This is a genomic window from Candidatus Methylacidithermus pantelleriae (assembly GCF_905250085.1).
GTDB lineage: Bacteria > Verrucomicrobiota > Verrucomicrobiia > Methylacidiphilales > Methylacidiphilaceae > Methylacidithermus > Methylacidithermus pantelleriae.
The window spans coordinates 1-17,967 of record NZ_CAJNOB010000020.1 but is presented as its reverse complement, the minus strand read 5'-3'; the positions used below and the strand labels follow the sequence as shown (position 1 = coordinate 17,967).

Genomic DNA, 17,967 nt, shown 5'->3' with positions numbered 1-17,967 from the left:
GTTCGGTATACACATAGGCACCTGGCTCGTCGAGTTGATGTTGATTTAGGCGAACGCGGGGAAAAAGCTTTTCGGCAATGTAGCGGACACCTAGCTTAAACCTGGGTTCTGGATCTTTGTTATCCATCACAAGCTCCATGAGTTTGTCGGGGTTTTGGAGGTCCGCTAAGGAAATCGTTTCCTCGGAAGGCCTTCCAAAAAGCCAGCTAGCCCACCATTGCGCTGGTCCAGGGGGATTTTTGTTGCTCTTAAAGTCGTTTTCGGACCCAATCTGTCCTGTTTTCATGGCTAGGTAATAACCTAGCGTGGCCATATAGGTGCTAGAGAATCTTGCACCATTCCAAATCGCTTTCTGGATCCAAAGGGAAGAAAAAGCCCAAATCACAAGAGATGCCCAAAACATGCGAATCATTTCAGGAATAAGAGTTTCAAAGGGTGCACGGAAAACCCTATAAGCCACAAAAACCATGGCAATGCCAAAAAGAGGTATCGTTATATCTCGCACAATAGCTTTCGTTTCTTTGAGAAGCATTTCACCAATGCGGAGATTATTTTCGTATAAGGTTTGTAGAAGCTCGTCCGTATCCGATCCAACTCTGAGACTTTTAAAGGATGTTGCGTAATCGTCCGCTTCCTGGGCAAAGCCATGGAGGGGAGCTGCACAAAGCAAAAGAAGAAAAACACCCGAGATTATTCTACCCAGCACGGCAGGCACAGGGGAACACATGGAAGACTCCCGGCGTGTTCCCTTCAAAGGGCGTGAGACCACCAAGAAAGCAACGTACGTGCTGAAGGTCAAGAAATTTCTAAAGGAAAAGAATAGGTTACGGAACCAGGAAGTTCGTACCGTTTTGGGAAGCTGGGTATACCTTGGGAAAGAACCGCCAGAGGAAAGCAACGTAACGTTTTTCACCGTATTTCCTTAATGGGGCGGTGCGGACATTTTGGCTGGTCGTTTTGCGAAAATTTTTAAAGTTTCTCCCAGAATGGACCGTACGGGAGAGCTCGTTTCCTCCTGGCTTCTCTCTTTAGCTCTTGCTTTTGGCCAACCTGGAGGGGGCCAAAAAATTCTTGCGTGACGTGCCCGCAGGGTGGGACATCTCGCACGCACCGGTGCGTACGCGCACTTTTCTTTGCACTCGTCTTATCCTCCATTGGAAACCTCCCTCCGCTCTGCAGATACCTAAACGCTGACGGGGTTCCGTTTTCAGCAGCAAAACAAGAAAAGGGGCAAAGCAGAAATTCCCATGGCTATTTTGGTCTTTGGCCTTTTTCCTTTGGGCCGAGAGGCGGAAAGATCTGGCTTCCCACGCTATGTTTGGTGATTTCACCCGAAGTCATTGATATGCAACGCACGAAATTTGCCATCGGCACTACCTTGCCTGCTTCTTTAGCTTTTGAGGCGGATCACGGTCTCGCGCAGGGATACGTGCGGCAGAAAGGGTTTGGGGGATCGGAGGAGGTGGCGGCAGCAGCAGTAGGAACTCCGAGGCGTGTTTGGTTGTCCCACTTCCAATGGACGGCCTGGATTTGTTAGAAGGGCGGCTCACGCTTGTTCTGGGGAAGAAGGAAGGTTGGCCGCTTGGAGTTTCCGAAAGGAAAAAGCCCGTCCAGCAGGAGGGCTAACCCGGGAATCAGACCAGCCTGAGCGGGGTGGAAGGCAAAAAGAGCTGGCCGTAAAGGATAGGACAAAAGAGTATCCCAGGCTTCCTCGACCGCGTCAACGCCAAGGAAAATGCGTTCGGTTGCTTCACACAACGTCTAGGAGAACGGATTTGATAAGTGCTCTTACCTTTGAAACGGGACCTCATCGTGCAACCCATGTTGCCGGCTCGGTGGGCGAGTTCCGGGTCACCTTTTTAGCTAGGCGGTTATCTTCCACGTTAAAAGGGTAAGCGTTTCTTTTCATCATCTTTCAAGGTCTTGTTACCCACATAGTTATTTTCGGTGGCTCCAGTGTCCTTTCGGCTACCATCCGGTTACTACAGGGTTGCTTCGGGTAAAGAGCCAAACTTGCGCTTTTGGGGATTGGTTGGCTCCCTCTGGGTAGACTAGCCAAACGCTTGCCGCTTGGCAGAAAAAAAGGGATTGCCGGTCGAGCTCCGGTTATCGACCCGGAGCCCAAGGTAGCCAATGCCTAGGGACGTCGAACGGAACAGGCGCGTCCTTTCTGCCTATCCATGGCACATACGCGTCCTAAAAGGGTGGATCGTCCAGTGGGGAGGAAGTGATCCCTAGCCTCTGCCATTGCTTAGCCGGAAGCACATGCAGCGTTTGCTTGAGATAATGCTTGTGGCCAAAGGTTCTGAGAAAAGACCCGGAAAAGCGGGAAGCGACGGGAAGAAAGGCCCAACGCAAGGGGAACGTTCCAAAAGTGCCTCTAAGGCGGCCATGCGGATGTCGTGCTTGAACCGGACTCTTTTTTAGAAGGCGCCCTTACAATCTGTGCTAGGGCCGGAAGCACCAGAGAAGGAGGAGGCAAATCCCAGGCTTGCCAGAGGCGAAGATACTCCTCGCTAGGCAGTTGAACGAGTTCGGGACTGGCTGCAGGATCAAGCCAAAGAAGAAGCTCGTTGAGGCGCTCTTTGGCCATGGTCGTGCAACCGCTGGTAGGCCGGTGTGGCCCGCGACGGATGTGAAAGAAAATGGCGCTTCCCTTTCCTGGAATGGAATTAGGGTAGTTGTGCTCGATCAAAAGAAGCCAATGATAGGCAGGGTCGTGAAGTTTCATTCTCTCTTTCCGAAACCATGGCGGAGGTTTTGTACCTGGGGGCAATGTGTAAAGGTGATTGTAGAAAGGGAGCTTAGGGTCATCGATCCAGGCGTCCCTGGCTGTGACCTGGTGATAATACGGCCACCGGCAACCTGGGGGTGGAGAAGGATCCTCGCTTAAAAGGATCCCAATCCGAAAGCGTCCTGCGGGAGCTCGTTTGTCTTTTTCCGTTTTTTGGAGCCCTGGCTGCGGGGGATGGAGGCCTATTCCCCAGGCTAGTCCATGTTTTCCCAAAAGCACTGGAAAAGGTTCACCGACGGCTTTCCATTCCCTGGAGCGAGTGTCTTGTTCGAATCGTTGCGCAACGGCCGACGAACTATCCCAGGAAGGAGCAAGAACGAGGACAAGTTGGCGTAAAGGAGAAGGCGACGATGTCGGCGAAGGAGGAGCAGGAGAAGGTTGCGAACGTAAGGAGTCGCCCAAGCAAGCAACGCTAGCAAAAAAAAGAAAAAGGAGAGCTTTCTTCGGCATTCCAAGACAAACCTAAAAGGAAGCTACACCCAAAGAATCGCCAGGATCATTGTTGCCAGAACGGCCCACAAGAGAATCCGAGGATCGCCTTCCTGTCCTTTGCTCCAGACCCATTGAACCTTTCGAGGGATTCCCGCTTGATCCAGGGCCTGATGCACCGACTGCCAGACTTGCGACGGAGACTCGGATCCCACAACGACAAGCTTTCCCTGAGACACTTCTGCCAAGGCTCGTAATGGCGGTAGCCAAAGAGCTGTATAGAGAGGCTGGCCGGTCATAGGATTGGTTTCCCATCCTCTTCGAGGGTCTTGCCCTTCCCGTGGAATGGGAACAGGGGTGCTCGCTCCTAAAGCTAGAGAAATCAATGACATTTTAGGCTTGAGAGCCATTAAATCGCGCACGGAAGCTTGGAGGCGAGTTTCCGAGGGTTCTATCCCAGGTTCCTTGCCTCCATCGGAGAGAAAGAGAATTACCGGGTGATCGCGCGAGGGTGGGTGCTTTTTCCAAGCATTTTTTACAAGAACGAGCGGAGCCTCCAAATCCGATCCGGGTTCTGGCGCCAATCCCGTGGGCTGTTCCAGGTAGTATCGCCATTCTTCTGCGTCTTCCGTGGGTTCGATGGCCAAGGCACTTTCCCCTGCAAAAGGAACCAGCGCCCAGTGGGCACCGGGTACTTCTTCCGGAACCTTGCTTAGAAAATCTTGTGTCCATTGAAGGCGAGAGACTTTGGTTTGCCCAACATAACTGTCGACGGCATGCATTGAAAGGGAGACGTCCCATAGCACCCACAGTTCAACCGTCGGCCATAGTACTCGGGTTTGGAGACTACCCCCCTGCAATTGCCAGCCGGTCCAGCACATAAACCCGACGATCAAACCCGCTAGAAGCGCTTCCCACCAGGGCCGTCGCAGAGGAGGAATGGCTGTCCCTAAATAGCTTTTTTGGGCACTCTCTCCTTTGCGCTCGTGACGAACCGCTACCCAGGTTGCTCCCAGCCCCGCGACAAACGAAAGCAAAATCCCAAGCACGTCCGATAGCATGCAAGGCCCGCAAAGCGCGCGAGGTTTACATAAACCCTTTGGGCGGGCGAGCTTGCCCGCGCGTTTTCCCTTCGAGCGGTGTTGAGAGTTCCTTTTGACCTAAAGCACCTCGGGAAGCACGCATCTTGGGTGCGTCTTTTCCGAAACCCCACTTGCGAGTAAAACGTTTTTCGAGGATTTCCAGGTTCTGCCGGGTCCAAAGATCACCCGGCTGGCTATTGAGGGCTTCGATATGACTTTCCACGCTATCCGTCCAGAGTGTCCTTTTGCTCTCAAGATCAGGTTCCAGTTCCGCTAGCCAGCCAGCAAGCACCCCTTTTGTATAAGCTAGCCAGTGACGTTCCTTTCTCTGTCGAGAGTCACGCTCGCCCGAGGGTAAAAGCGAAAGGGTTTGATCGAACCAGATTCCAAACAGCCGATACCGTTTTCGCAGCTCCTCCCGTAGACGTTCCAGGTAGGGGTGATGAGGGTCAAGCTCCGAGTATCGTCGGGCCAGTTCTAGTTGATCCCAGAGGACCTGGGACAGTTGAAGAGTGACCTCTCTGGCCAGCACTTCCTTTTGTTGTGATGTAAGAGATGCTTCGCTGAAAGAAAGCCGGAACGATTCTAGCTCGTTTTCTTTCCCATTGAGCGCAGCAGTGAGGGCTCGAGTTTCCCTTTCCTTCCATTGTGCAAAAGAGTTTACCGTGGTTTTCTTTTCTTTTGTTTCTTTTGCTGCGCCCAGCGAAAGGTAAAGGAGAGGGAGGGAAAACAAAATCAAAAGTACGCCGAGAACTTGTCGGAGACCAATAAGCCAAGCCGGCGAGAATAACCTCAAGGAAAGCTTTTTCAAGGAACGTACACCCCCTTGCGCCAGCGATAACCCATACCTAAAAAAAAGAAAGCGAGTCCTAGCCAGACGGCCTGCTTTCTCTGGGTAACATCTGTTTCAAGCGATCGTCGCGAGGACGGGCGAGCCTCGCGCGAGGCGATTTCACGGTAGAGTGTTTCCAGGGTGGCAACGTTTTCAACGCTAAGATGTCCAATCGCCCGATCCACCGAATGCGCAAGGACATCGGGAACGGCTTCTACGGAGAGAAAATAGGTTCGAACACCGAGGGCTTTTGCCACAGAAAAAACGGCCGCCGAGGAAAGTTTTTCTCCTTCTACAAAACCATCGGTGAATGCGACGAGCACGCTATCGGCATGGGTACCCAGTTGATCTCGCAACTGCTCGACCGCAGGTTGGCTCAATGATGACCTAAGAAGCGTTTGTTTGAGTCTTTGCCAGCGTTCGGAAAGAAGGGGGTCGTTCCTTCGCCCGTAACGGACAATGAGCTCCAGCCCTGCCCACAGGCCTTCGCCAAGTTCTGTCCCATCGCCCATAGCTGGGTCTGATGTCCCCATACTGGAAAGAAGCTCTATCAGCCTTTTCTTTCGGATTTCTGAAGTTATCCCCGAGGAATCGGCGATTTTCACTAAAGGCAATAGCACTTTAGCCGTTCCAGAAAACTCAACTACCCCCAAGCGGACGTTTTCCCTGTTGGGATCATGGAGAAGCGTGTTCAAAAATGCGAGCACCGCCTGTCGTAATCGTTCCTCGCCTGTTCCCTGCATGCTCGCTGATAGGTCGTTTACGAGAACGATTCTGCGTTCCTTAACTGGAAGTGGTTTCCATCGGGCTACGGGTTTGGCAATCCAAAGCCCGCATGACCAGGAGGCGATGGCAAGCAAGAGGCACAGCACGGGAAAATAGGTTGCTATCCAAAGCCGGAAGCGCTTTCCGAAAGAAAGGTTTTTCCAGGCTTTGACAAACACTTCAAACCCAGGGAGCCATTGGCGCGCTTTCGAACGCCACCGGAGTGCTGAAAACGCAAGGAAAGGAAGAAGCCCATAAAGGAAAACCCAGAAGATCGCCTTCACGGCTTTTTTGCGGGTTTTTTACTCTGCCCAGGCTCTTGCGATCCAAACTCGGTGGCTAGCTGAGCCATGAGCGATTCCATCTCGTTCCAGTCAAGCTGGGGGGTGGGGGTAAAGATGGGTTCGGTCTTTTCGAGGAGCTTTTTGGCAAAGGAAAGGATTTTCTCATTCTGATTTGCTTGATCCTCGTGCTGTAAGAGTTTCCAGGCAAAAGCGCGGATTTGAACAGCGTCGTGAAGGTCCTTATGGGGCTTTTGGAGTTTGGTCGCAAGCCAATCTATAGAATCGGCGACTTGGGGAATAGAAGGGGAAGCCGCTGCGGGGGTTTTCTTGGGGAGAACGGTCTTTGCGGGTCCTGAGAGAAGCAACAAAAGCCCTGCGACAAAAAAGGTGATCCCGATCCCAAGAAGGCGTTTTGGTGCAAAAACGGGGGATGAGTGGGTCCAGGAGGTTGTGTTTCCAGCAGAAACTTCTAGCGGCGGAGCAGGTTTAAGGGGGTTTAATTCTTCCTTGGTGCTAGCTAGAGAAGGAATGACAACGCGAAGAGAAGGACCTTGGATCGTCTCTTCCACGCCGGATTCTCGATCTCGATATTTCAGAAGAGGAAGAGAGAAAGTCCATTCGCCCACGCGATAGATCTTAACTTCGCATTGAGCGTTCCACACTTCTGCAGCTCGGCTCTCTTCGATGGGACCCTTAAAGAAAAGCGTGCTTGTGAGTTCGTGTCCTTCGGCATCCTGGGGCGCAAGGCGTTGCAATGCGGTTACAAGCTCTTCTGGATGCCAGTCCACCGATGGGGAATGACCGATTTCCACCCGAAGGACCATCGGATCGCCTAAAAGGGTAGTGACAGCTTGAGCGCTTTCGCCGGTCTCCGGTAAGTAGAGAACCGCTCGGTACTCGAACTTGGGTTTCAATAACCGCCAGCCGGGTTCTGCCCAAAGGACTCCTTTGGTTCGGGATAGCGCAAGCCTGCGGGCCAAAGCCCAGGGATCTTGCACTCCGCGTATTACGCGAAGGCGGGAACTCTCCGTTGTTCCTAATGGGCTTGGCGGAGAAACACCCAGTTCTTTTCCGATTTCGCGGCAGATCTCTTCCGCTTCGGAAGAAGAGAGGCGGGGATCCAGTTCGAACCGGACTTCGGGCTTGGTGATTCGTTCCTCCTTGTCCGCCACAAAAGATGGAGAAACGAAACGGACTTTGGGGTGAGCACGTAACTGGTTTGCGATTTCGGCGATCTCGGTTTCTGTGAGGGGAGGAAACCACTGGATGAGAAATCCTTCTTCCCAGGGTTGTGCGGTAGCACGGCGGTTGAAGGAAAGAAGGGACAAGACGGAATCGCTAGAGAGATGCTCGTTGGGTGCTTGAGACAACTCAACGTAGAGAAAATGTCCAATTTTCGGGGCTTGGGGCCGAAGCTCACGATCAAAGAAGGAGTAATCAAAAGCTTGGGACGGCTGGCTTGGGGAGAGAACGAGATTACAAACCAATATCCAAAGGGCTAGGGGACGTGTTTGAGGAATGATGCGAGGCGTAACCATGCGTCTTTTAGTTCACAGAGATGGATCGTGCCTTGACCCATTTTTCTAGGTTTTCTTTCGCGGTACACGCGGTGGTTACGATGGCCCAATCTCTTCCTTGCTGAAGTCCCAAAGAAGCCATCGCCGCACGGGTAGCGTCCCACTCTTTCCGGAGAGTCTGAGCCAGGTGAGCTCGGAAGACTTTATTTCCCAGAGGCAGCCAGGGAAAAGCGTGGGAAGCCTCTACGCGGAACGTTGCGTGGACAGAGGGAAGTTCCATTTCCCACCGGTCTGCCACCCAAAGCCAAGCCACGGGCAAGTTGTGGCGACTAAGGAAACCCCAAAGAACAATGACTTCCTCCCAAACTTTTGACCACTTTGACCAATCGGCAAGAACAAGGACAAGGGACAGGCCACGGAGATAAGGAGTAATTCGCGAAAAGACTGTGCTGACATGAGGCCGATCGAAAGGGTTTCCGAGGCGTAGATTGTGCGTCTGTCTTAGTCGCACCTGGAGAGCCCTGGGATGGGCGGGCGGATAGAACTGCCACAAGCGATCCTGGGGAAAAAGCGCTGCCATCCACGAAGGCTGAGGGAGGGCTGCTAGAGATGTAACGAGCTCTTCCAGGATATGCCAAGAGAGCAAGCCCTTGGATTCCAGTCCGGTGCCTTTGGTTCCCACAACTCCCAGGTGCCAGTATAAAAGACCAGGTCCACGCTCCTGGCGGGTCGTGCGAATGACAGGATGCTCGAGGGTCAGCGAGCGGATCCAGTCGACCTCGCGAATATCTTCCCCGGCGCCCATTTCGCGAAAGGCCTCAAACTCGATTCCTTCTCCCAGCCTTTTACCCGATCGGGTTCCAACCACAGCGGGAGCCGTTTCTGCCCATCGGAGAAGCTCAAGAACGATCGTGGGCTTTAGCATAATGGACGTCAGTTGAATGAGTCGCGGCAATCCCCTGTGCCCCGTTCCTACGGGAGGATTAGCCAACGACCCATTCTCGGTCGTTTTCGTCTTCGGGTTGTTCCTTTGGCGGTCCCTCGGCAAAATCTTCCGGCTGCACGTCCGGAAGCCTTTGGAGCGCTTCCCATAAAAGGAAATCGACGACGAGATCTCGAGAAAGAAGTCCCTGGAGTCCCCGAAACTTCCGGCGAAGGGGTGGCGGGAGTTTTTTTTCCCAAAGCCAGCGGCTTGCCAAAGTTGTGACACTGGCCAGTTCTTCGGATAACCGAATTCGATGCCGAAGAACATCGGCAAAAACCAGGCGCACGTCTTGCGGCAAAACCGATAGCGAAACGCGTGGCTTCCCTCTTATGAAATCCGTTCCCCGCAGGAAGGCTACCACCTTAGCTGCACCTAGCAACCCCAGCGCGGGTCGTTCCGCTAAGTACCCGATAAATAGCTTGGGAATGTGGACTTGGAGTGCTCTTTCGAGTTCCTGGCGCACGGGGTCCAAGGTGGTTTCTAGCTGCTCGATGTCGGTGAGGCGGACGATGTAGCGTTTGAGAAGCGGGGAGGCGTAAACGTTTTCCCAGATAAAGAAACGAATCGTTTCAAATTCTTCCGGCTGTAACGGAGGTTCTTTTTCCTCATCTTGCCCTTTGAGGAAGCGCTCGGCTCGCTCCAAGAGCTCCAGCCGTTCCCCTTCTGACAAGGGTGGAAAGAAAATCTGAAAAAGTGATCGGTCGTTATCCGCCTCCCCAATGGGGTAAAGCTCCCCCTCCTCTGCCGGATTGATGGTCATAAGGATGATGTTGGGCTTGGGTAAAGGGAACGAGTGGGTTTCTCCAAAGCTTACAGAAACAAATCCCTCGATTTTAGCTTGAAGCACGCCAGACCGCGCCTTTTCCGGCGCCCGATTGTATTCATCACATAGGACCACGTTGGCAAAGAGCGGGCCCGGCTGAAAAACAACCTGCTGGCCTTTGAGCACGAAGTAACCAGTAAAATCGCGCGGCAAAAGGTCGGCGGTGCACTGGATTCGGCTAAACGTTCCTCCCATCGCCCGGGCTAGCGCCGAAGCGAAGGTTGTTTTGCCTGTCCCTGGGAAGCCGATGAGAGTGGAGTGCCCGCTGGCAGCATGGCCACCAGGGTTGGGTTGAAAAACCGATAGCGCTCCGATGATGGCTCGAAGAACGGCTTCCTCTTGCCCAACGACGATGGAACGAACCCGCCGGATCATCCCTGCGATTCGTCGTTGGTAGAACCGGTGCTGCTCGGATAGAGCAGCAAGAGATTTGTCTTCGCCAGAAGTTTCTGTTACGGGCATGGAAGCGAGCCTGGCTCAAGTTTTCCCTGTAAGGGAACTCTTTTAAAACTAATGAAGGGAAAGAGAGCCTGCAATGGGCACCCAGCTGGCGAGTAACTGCCGGCGAGCTCTTTTTCCCATGAGGTCCGGCAAAGGTACACAAGCGCACGCTCAAGAAAAAGCTTCGGTTCTATGGGTGACTTCTTTTGCCGTGTACAAGGGTTCTTTTTTTGGGGCCCACTGAAATTGGCAGAAATCCAAATGGTCGCCGCAAGGGAAAATCTAACGGGCAACTCCCAGATTGGGTAGGTAAACTTAGCCAAAAAAGAGGTTTCCCGGGAGCCGGAGTTTCTCCGTTGGTTTTTTGGTAGCCATTTTCCTAGCAGCTGAAAGGCGTCCGGTTTTGCGGATTCGAGCTGTATCTCGGAAGTAAGAGACCCTTTTAGGCGCAAGGAACTATTCCGAGGCTCTTTTGCTCTCTATGGCCGCGCACGGAAGTAAGCCTCCAGGTCGACCTTGGTTGAATCCCTTGCTTGTAGGAAGGGATTCAATCCATTCTGAGCCATTATTTGCCAAGGAAGAGGCTTAGTTAACTGGCTTGGGTAGCTCGTGGCTGGCCTAGCACGGTACTAAGGTGCAAGCGCTCTGCGGGGTGGTACCAGGCTCCCGTCGTTGGACAAGAGCCCTTTCTTAGCCCCATGTTTTCGAAAGATCTTGTGGGGAAGGTATTTTCTGGCGAGAAAGAGTAAGACACAACCCTTGGCTAAAAACGCCCCTCTTTCGGCTGGCACTTGATCTAGCCATCGGCTGCGGGTAAGCGGAAAATGGAGGAAGGTTGCCCAACCTTACACTTTGCGCGTTGTGGAGGAGCTTCGGCGAGAAAGGGAGATCTTGGGGAGCCGGTTAGCCAGCCACCCGTCAACTCCCCAGGTGTGGCCGGCGCCGGAAAAAAGAAACGCCGCTGCAAGGCTTAAAAGGAGAGTATGGAACCAGAGCTCACACGGGCCTAGCCAGAAGGTGGCTAAAAGGAAATTTAGACCGAGAAAAAAAGCTACTGCGCTAGAGAACCGGGTAAAAAGCCCTAAGATCAAGCCAAGGCCCGCTCCCAGTTCTCCCCAGGCTACCAAAGCAGCAAAAGTTTCCCTGTGAGGGATTACAAAGCCCGTTAAAAACTCCCGGTACCAGCTGATGGGATTGTGGCTCGCAAATTCGGCTACCCGCCGAGGCATAAAATGGATCCATCGCTGGGAAACCCAAGGGAGAGGGAAAATGTTTCCTAAAAAGACCCACTGCACTTTTTGAAGCCCGCCCCGCAAGAAGCAAACGCCCACCACGATGCGAAGAAACGCAAGCCACTGGTCGGGAGATTTCACTAAAAAATCCTGGGTGAGGGTGCCGGAAGAAAGACTTATCCTCCTTTGTGAGCCTGGTAACCCAAACGGGGGCTTATGCCGAAACGCAGAGGTTCTCGATGTCTTTCCCGTGGGTTACAGGCTGGGAGGGTTTCAGAGCTGAACTTTTTTCGAGCAGCCGGACATACGCCGCGAGCCACTTGGGATGGGCGCTCCATGCGGGGGCTGTTACAAGATTATCGTCTAGGCAGATTTCTTCCCAATCGACCCGGACGAAACGAGCTCCGCAAGCTTCCATTTCCGGCCCCACGGCCGGGTATCCTGTTACCGTTCGATCCCGCAAGACTCCTGCGGCGCTTAGGATTTGGAGTCCATGACAGATTGCGGCAATGGGTTTATGGGTTTGGGCAAAGTGGCGCACCAGTTCCAGGACTCGGGGGTTAAGCCGGAGGTATTCCGGGGAGCGGCCTCCGGGGAGGATGAGGCCCAGGTAGTTTTGGGGGTCTACTTCATCAAAATCGAACGTGAGTCGAAACCGGTGCCCCGGTTTTTCTGTGTACGTATCCACACCCGGCTCAAAGTCGTGGATGGCCGTTACCACGGTTTCCCCTGCTTTTTTTTGGGGGCAGACCGCATGCACCGTGTAGCCTAGGAGGGTGAGGGCCTGAAAGGGTACCATCGCCTCATAGTCTTCTACGTAGTCACCGACAATCATGAGGAGGAGTCCTTCTTTCATGATTCCCTTTTTAGAGCGCGATTTTAGGCTGGCAAGGAGGACTTTGGATGGAAAAGGAGTTCCTTTCAATGATACATGCGTATAATACACTTTCGCTATTGACAGGTTGGATGGGAGGGCTTAACTGCACAATAGGTAGTGGTATTGCCCTCCGACACCACAAAGGAAGCCACCATCCGGTGGCTTGCTTTGTGGGAGCGGGGAGGAACCCGCTAGGGAAAACAATCAATCCAGGAGGCACGCAATGGAACAGCTAGCCTTTGCCGGTTTAGAGCCGCTGGTGGAACGGCGTCTTCTTATCCGGAAACGAGACGGGCGGGTCGAGCCCTTCAACAAGGGGCGAATTTACCGCGCCGTTGAGAGTGCTTTCCGCGCCGATGCCGGTCTCCGAAAAGACGATCCTTTGCCCCTTGCCTTGTCAGAGAAAATTGAAGCGGTGGCTCAGGCTGTAGTGGAGACGGCTATGGCTTTGGCCGCTTATGGCGAAGAGCTCGAAGTAGAGAGAATCCAGGACTTGGTCGAAGAAGAGCTCATGCGGCAAGGCTACCATTCCGTTGCCCGCCGCTACATTGTCTACCGCGAGGATCGTCGCAAGGCTAGAGCCTTACGAGGAGACCGGGACATCTATGGCAGACCGATCGCAACATTACACGTGACCCTCGCCGATGGCACTCAGCGGCTTTTGGATGCCGATCGGCTTCGAAGGGAACTTATGCGGGCTTGCCGCGGGTTGGAAGACCGGTGCTTTTGGCAAGATCTTTTCCAGGAAACGTTGAGTTCCCTCTACGAAGGGGTCCGGGAGGAAGAGATCGAAACGGCGATGATCCTGGCCGCTCGTTCCCGGGTTGAGCGGGAGCCTGCCTATAGCTTGGTTGCGGCTCGTTTGCTTTTGGGTCGAATCTATCGCGAGGTTCTGGGGCAAAATCTTTTGGGATGGGATTTGCAAGAACAGCACAGACAAAGCTTCCCCCAGTTTATTCAACATGGGGTGGAAGCTGGACGTTTAGATCCCCAACTGAGATCGTTTGACTTGGAACGGCTCGCGAAAGCCTTGGATGTTTCTCGCGATCTTTCCTTTACCTACATGGGGTTACAGACCCTCTATGACCGTTATCTCCTTCAGGTGGACGACCGAAGGATCGAAACGCCCCAGTACTTTTGGATGCGAGTGGCGATGGGGTTGGCAATCGCAGAGAAAGAAAATCGGGAGGATTGGGCGATTCGCTTCTATGATGTTCTTTCGCGGTTCCTCTTTCTTTCCTCAACACCCACCTTGTTCAATTCGGGTACAGTCCATCCCCAGCTGTCTTCCTGCTATCTATTGACGGTAGAGGATGATCTAGAGCACATTTTTAAGTCGATTGCCGATAATGCAAAGCTATCAAAATGGGCTGGTGGCTTGGGCAATGACTGGACCAAGGTCCGGGCAACGGGTGCGTTGATTCGAGGAACCGGAGGCCGAAGCCAGGGAGTCATTCCCTTTCTTAAGGTTGCCAATGACACTGCGGTTGCCGTGAATCAGGGGGGCAAACGCAAGGGAGCCTTGTGCGCGTATCTGGAGACTTGGCATCTTGACATTGAAGATTTTCTCGAGCTTCGCCGCAATACGGGAGATGAGCGTCGCAGGACCCATGACATGAACACGGCAAACTGGATCCCGGACCTTTTCATGAAGCGTGTTTTAGAGGACGGTAGCTGGACGCTCTTTAGCCCGGATGAGGTTCCTGATCTCCATGAGCTTTACGGGCAAGCTTTTGAAAAGCGATATGTTCATTACGAAAAATTAGCCGAAGAGGGGAAGATACGACTTTTTAAAAAGGTTTCAGCTCGGGAGCTTTGGAGGAAAATGTTGACGATGCTCTTTGAAACGGGGCATCCCTGGATTACGTTTAAGGATCCTTCCAATATCCGTTCCCAAGAAAGCCACGCTGGAGTGATCCACTGCTCTAATCTTTGCACGGAAGTGCTTCTCCCAACCTCCAAAGACGAAGTCGCCGTGTGCAACCTTGGATCCATTAATCTTGCTGCCCATGTAACCGATCGGGGTTTGGATGAAGAGAAACTTGCCTCCACCATTCGCATAGCCATGCGAATGCTCGATAACGTAATCGACATTAACTTTTATCCCATTCCAGAAGCGCGGAACTCCAACCTTCGGCACCGGCCGGTAGGGCTGGGAATCATGGGGTTCCAGGATGCCCTCTATCGGCTTCGGATTCCGTATGCGAGCCAGGAGGCGGTGGAGTTTTCGGATTCCAGTATGGAACTCATTTCCTATTACGCGATTTTGGCTTCCTCGGAACTTGCACGGGAACGTGGTCCCTATCCCGCCTTTAAGGGATCCAAGTGGGATCAGGGACTTTTACCCTTCGATACGATCGACCTTTTGGAAAAGGAGCGCGGCGGATGGTGCGAGATCGACAGGACCATTCGCCTCGATTGGACACCCGTTCGGGAATCCATCCGGAAGTACGGGATGCGCAATTCCCACTGCCTGGCTATTGCTCCCACAGCTACGATTTCCAATATTACGGGCGTTTCCCAATCGATTGAACCCACTTTTAAAAACCTTTTTGTGAAGTCCAATCTCTCGGGTGACTTTACTACGATTAATGCCTATCTCGTCGAAGATCTCAAGAGGCTTGGTCTCTGGGATGAGCAAATGCTGGATGATCTCAAGTATTATGACGGATCGGTTCAGCCGATCGAGCGCATCCCGGCGGAACTGAAGGAATTGTATCGCACAGCTTTCGAAATTGAGCCTCGCTGGCTCATTGAATGCGCTAGCCGCAGGCAAAAGTGGATCGACATGGGCCAGTCCTTGAACTTGTACATTGCCGAACCCAGCGGAAAACTTCTTTCCGAAATGTACATGCTTGCCTGGAAGAAAGGACTCAAGACAACCTATTACCTGCGCGCTTCAGCGGCAACGACCATCGAAAAGTCAACGCTAGACGTCAATGCTCGTGGCATTGCTCCACGCTGGCTTCGGGAGAAAGGCCCTTCCGCGAACCTCTCGATTCAGCGGGGTCCTCGCCAGGGGGCGTGCTCGGCGGAGGATGGGATTTGTGAGAGCTGTCAATAGAAAATAGAGTCAAACGAAAAAGCCGAACGTTCACACGTAAAAGGAGGTGACTTCCATGGGCTGCTGCACTCAAGGGTCTTCGCGTCCTAAGCCATATGACTTGAGCAAAAGGATCAATGTTGAAGAAAAGCGCCTGATCAATTGTAAAACCGTCGATGTCAACCAACTTATGCCCATCAAATATAAGTGGGCTTGGGAGTACTATTTGAAGGGTTGCGCCAATAACTGGCTTCCGTCGGAAGTCCCGATGCAGCGTGATATTGAGCTTTGGAAGTCTAATAAACTCACGCCGGATGAGCGGCTGGTAATTCTACGCAATTTGGGATTCTTTGCCACGGCGGAGAGTCTTGTGGGGAATAACATTGTGCTTGCCATTTTCAAGCATATTACTAACCCTGAGGCACGGCAGTATCTTTTACGGCAAGCGTTTGAAGAAGCGGTGCACACGCATGCGTTTTTGTATATCGTGGAGTCGCTGAATTTGGATGAGCGTGAAGTGTTTAACATGTATCATGAAATAAACTCGATTCACGATAAAGATGCGTTTGAAATGACGTTGACGGAAGATATTGTGCGAGAGGACTTTCGGACGGATACGGTGGAAAACATCCAGAAGTTTTTGAAGAATTTGGTTGGATTTTACGTGATCATGGAAGGGATCTTCTTTTACAGCGGATTTGTGATGATTTTGTCCTTCCATCGGCAAAATAAGATGACCGGGATTGGAGAGCAGTTCCAGTACATCTTGAGGGATGAGACCATACACTTGAGTTTCGGGGTGGATCTCATCAATGGGATCAAGGAAGAGAACCCTGAGGTTTGGACCCCGGAATTTCGGAAAGAGTTGGAGGAAATGATCGACCAAGCAGTGGAGCTAGAGACGCTATACGCGATAGATTGTTTACCAAGGGGTGTTCTGGGGTTGAACGCAGGACTTTTCCGGCAGTATGTGGAATACATTGCAGACCGGCGGTTGGAGCGAATCGGGCTGAAAGCGAAGTATGGCTCAAGAAATCCTTTTCCTTGGATGAGCGAGACGATCGATCTTGTGAAGGAAAAGAACTTCTTCGAGACTCGGGTGACCGAATATCAGCATGGTGGCGTATTGGTGTGGTAGGGAAGCGAAGCGCTCCCGAGAGACTCAAGAGGGGCTTAGGGTTTTACCACTGGGCGTCGAGCCGGCGGGAAGTAGCTGGGTCGGGAGGTTCGGCTTGGAACAGAAGGTTTGTGCAGGTGGAGATGTCTTGTACCGAAGATCGGTAGCGGAGGAATGCTGCCTGTAGGGTAAGGGAAAGGAAAAGCTCAAGTTCACGGGAAAGAGAGGGTACGGAGTCCTTGAGTCAATCGAGGAAATCGGGCAAAAAAGCGCACCTGGAAAGTTTTCCACAAGGGATGAGGGGACCTCTTCACCAAATGTGTGGTCTAATCTGGGATGCTCTCGTCCTACGTTGGCTCTCGTTACACGGGAAAAGAAGAGTATAGAAGATGGCTCAAATCATATTTTTTTCCTTTAGATAGCTCGCCAGAGAGCTCATTTGCTAGAAAATACGCGCGCTGGGGTTTGAAGAAATAGCGTACGAAGAGCTGACCGTCCCGCAAGGATACATTCTTTTCAAAGAAAAAAGCGGTAGGCTAGACTTTCACTGTCCCAGGTGGCAGCTCGTCTGCGGGAAGAGGCAAACGCCCGTCCTTCCCCACACCCGAAGCCATCCCGTAGCAAAGACCCAGCTAGTTGGCCTATGTACTCAACTTCATTCTGAGGTGCTCCCACGAATAAGCTTATGTGTCCCTATATTGATTCGCTGTTGGCAACCTTTGGGACTTGAGACTCTAACGAATGTGCCTTTGCGAGGATGGAGCGGACATTCAAGGCGAAGGTCTGGGGAGAGAAAACGGGCATCCTAGCTATGATCGAGAAGCTGGCCCAATGTACGGACGGGATGGCGGCGCATCGGGGGATGGAGTCTTCATCCAAAGGTTATCTTATGGGGTATTCGAAAGTCGCATCGAAGTCACGCTAGAGAGCTAGACACCAAGGACGTTGCCCAACCACGACAATCAAAGCTTATCCAGGAAACTTGGCGATAATCATGCGGGTTGGTTAGGCTAAAGATGGATTCGCATGGCAGGTACCAATGTTTCGACATTTATACTTTGTGAGATAGTGGGGTTGCTTGTACGCCAGGCAAATCATTAAGATCGGCCTATTCCCCATAGAAACCTTGGGCGTCTTTGACCTCACTGTGAAGCTGCTATCATGGACTTTGCCCAAATAGCGCCAGAAGCGATGGAGGTGATACCTCCAGAAACCTCGTTCAATCCTCAACGCGACGGGATGGTGATCCAGGCTCAAGCGGACCAACTGGAGCCTCTGCTGGCTCCGAGGGTCTAGAGGTTCTACGAAGTGGTTATCGGCCCTTCTCCCACCCGAGCCCTTTTCGTGGAAAGAGAGCGTTCCGAGCGCGAGAAGACCCTACTCAAATTCTAGCAGCTGGCATTTCGGGGCGCTTATGATGAGACAAATTCTTTGCCTGGCGGCCTTGGGTCGGCACTCTACACCTGAAACGCTAGCTGAGCTACCTCATGATGCTTAGGATGGCGGGTTGGTTATTGCTGCCATTTGACGGTCTACTTGGGGAAAACCTAGAGCTTAGGAAAGCGGTTCAACGCTTCTTCATGAGCCTGGCTGCAGTAGTCGCCTTGGGGTACGAGATAGCTCGGAACGATGTCTTCGAGAGCATGGCTGGCATTAGCCAGCCGCTTGTAGATCGGAAGGTAAAGGCCGAGATAAAGCAAACCGTTGAAACGACTCGAATCTTTTAGCTCGGCCGCACCTCGAATG

At 52.6% G+C, this 17,967-nt stretch carries 15 protein-coding genes; 4 read left to right on the top strand and 11 right to left on the bottom strand.

The window, feature by feature from the left end; all coding sequences use genetic code 11:
* Window positions 1-727: hypothetical protein (locus KK925_RS05920; protein WP_174583319.1), on the bottom strand; the 727-nt coding region annotated here is incomplete at its 3' end.
* Window positions 728-1,318: 591 nt separating this feature from the next.
* Between KK925_RS05920 and KK925_RS05915 the strand changes: the two genes are divergently transcribed.
* Window positions 1,319-1,537: a hypothetical protein gene (locus KK925_RS05915; RefSeq protein WP_214096345.1), complete on the top strand. Its 219-nt coding sequence runs from the start codon at window positions 1,319-1,321 to the stop codon at window positions 1,535-1,537.
* Between the two features lie 843 nt (window positions 1,538-2,380).
* On the opposite strand, the gene KK925_RS05910 is transcribed toward KK925_RS05915, so the two are convergent.
* The 9 genes from KK925_RS05910 to KK925_RS05870 all read right to left on the bottom strand — a co-directional run bounded on the left by KK925_RS05910 (window position 2,381) and on the right by KK925_RS05870 (window position 12,040).
* Entirely contained in the window at window positions 2,381-3,244 is an 864-nt protein-coding gene (locus KK925_RS05910; RefSeq protein WP_214096344.1) for a L,D-transpeptidase family protein, read from the bottom strand.
* Window positions 3,245-3,267: 23 nt separating this feature from the next.
* Window positions 3,268-4,284, bottom strand: coding sequence for a VWA domain-containing protein (locus tag KK925_RS05905; RefSeq protein ID WP_174583316.1), 1,017 nt, complete (start codon window positions 4,282-4,284; stop codon window positions 3,268-3,270).
* Between the two features lie 25 nt (window positions 4,285-4,309).
* Window positions 4,310-5,101, bottom strand: a complete 792-nt coding sequence (locus tag KK925_RS05900) for a hypothetical protein (RefSeq protein WP_174583315.1) — start codon at window positions 5,099-5,101, stop codon at window positions 4,310-4,312.
* Window positions 5,102-5,112: 11 nt separating this feature from the next.
* Window positions 5,113-6,186, bottom strand: coding sequence for a vWA domain-containing protein (locus tag KK925_RS05895; RefSeq protein ID WP_174583314.1), 1,074 nt, complete (start codon window positions 6,184-6,186; stop codon window positions 5,113-5,115).
* The gene (locus KK925_RS05890; protein ID WP_174583313.1) at window positions 6,183-7,724 is read right to left on the bottom strand and encodes a hypothetical protein; all 1,542 of its coding nucleotides are present in this window, start codon (window positions 7,722-7,724) and stop codon (window positions 6,183-6,185) included. Before KK925_RS05890 ends, KK925_RS05895 begins: the two co-directional genes overlap by 4 nt.
* Window positions 7,725-7,731: 7 nt before the next feature.
* The gene (locus KK925_RS05885; protein WP_174583312.1) at window positions 7,732-8,694 is read right to left on the bottom strand and encodes a DUF58 domain-containing protein; all 963 of its coding nucleotides are present in this window, start codon (window positions 8,692-8,694) and stop codon (window positions 7,732-7,734) included.
* A complete protein-coding gene (locus KK925_RS05880) occupies window positions 8,687-9,973 on the bottom strand; it encodes an AAA family ATPase (protein ID WP_174583311.1) in 1,287 nt (428 codons plus the stop codon). Before KK925_RS05880 ends, KK925_RS05885 begins: the two co-directional genes overlap by 8 nt.
* Window positions 9,974-10,797: 824 nt before the next feature.
* Window positions 10,798-11,325, bottom strand: a complete 528-nt coding sequence (locus tag KK925_RS05875) for a TQO small subunit DoxD (RefSeq protein ID WP_174583310.1) — start codon at window positions 11,323-11,325, stop codon at window positions 10,798-10,800.
* 73 nt (window positions 11,326-11,398) lie between these two features.
* Entirely contained in the window at window positions 11,399-12,040 is a 642-nt protein-coding gene (locus KK925_RS05870) for a DJ-1/PfpI family protein (RefSeq protein ID WP_174583309.1), read from the bottom strand.
* 47 nt (window positions 12,041-12,087) lie between these two features.
* Here KK925_RS05870 and KK925_RS05865 point away from each other — a divergent pair, with 47 nt between their 5' ends.
* Genes KK925_RS05865 through KK925_RS05855 form a run of 3 tightly spaced genes read left to right on the top strand, consistent with a single transcriptional unit; the run spans window position 12,088 to window position 16,242 of the window.
* Complete coding sequence (locus KK925_RS05865) at window positions 12,088-12,297, top strand: hypothetical protein (RefSeq protein WP_174583308.1); 210 nt, start codon at window positions 12,088-12,090, stop codon at window positions 12,295-12,297.
* Window positions 12,285-15,125 carry a ribonucleoside-diphosphate reductase subunit alpha gene (locus KK925_RS05860; RefSeq protein WP_174583307.1) on the top strand — a complete coding sequence of 947 codons (2,841 nt, stop codon included), beginning with the start codon at window positions 12,285-12,287 and terminating at the stop codon, window positions 15,123-15,125. Before KK925_RS05865 ends, KK925_RS05860 begins: the two co-directional genes overlap by 13 nt.
* A gap of 55 nt (window positions 15,126-15,180) precedes the next feature.
* Window positions 15,181-16,242 (top strand): ribonucleotide-diphosphate reductase subunit beta, encoded by a 1,062-nt coding sequence (locus tag KK925_RS05855; protein WP_174583306.1) that lies wholly within the window; start codon window positions 15,181-15,183, stop codon window positions 16,240-16,242.
* Between the two features lie 1,526 nt (window positions 16,243-17,768).
* On the opposite strand, the gene KK925_RS05850 is transcribed toward KK925_RS05855, so the two are convergent.
* On the bottom strand, window positions 17,769-17,967 hold a 199-nt coding region (locus KK925_RS05850; protein WP_174583305.1), incomplete at its 5' end, for a hypothetical protein.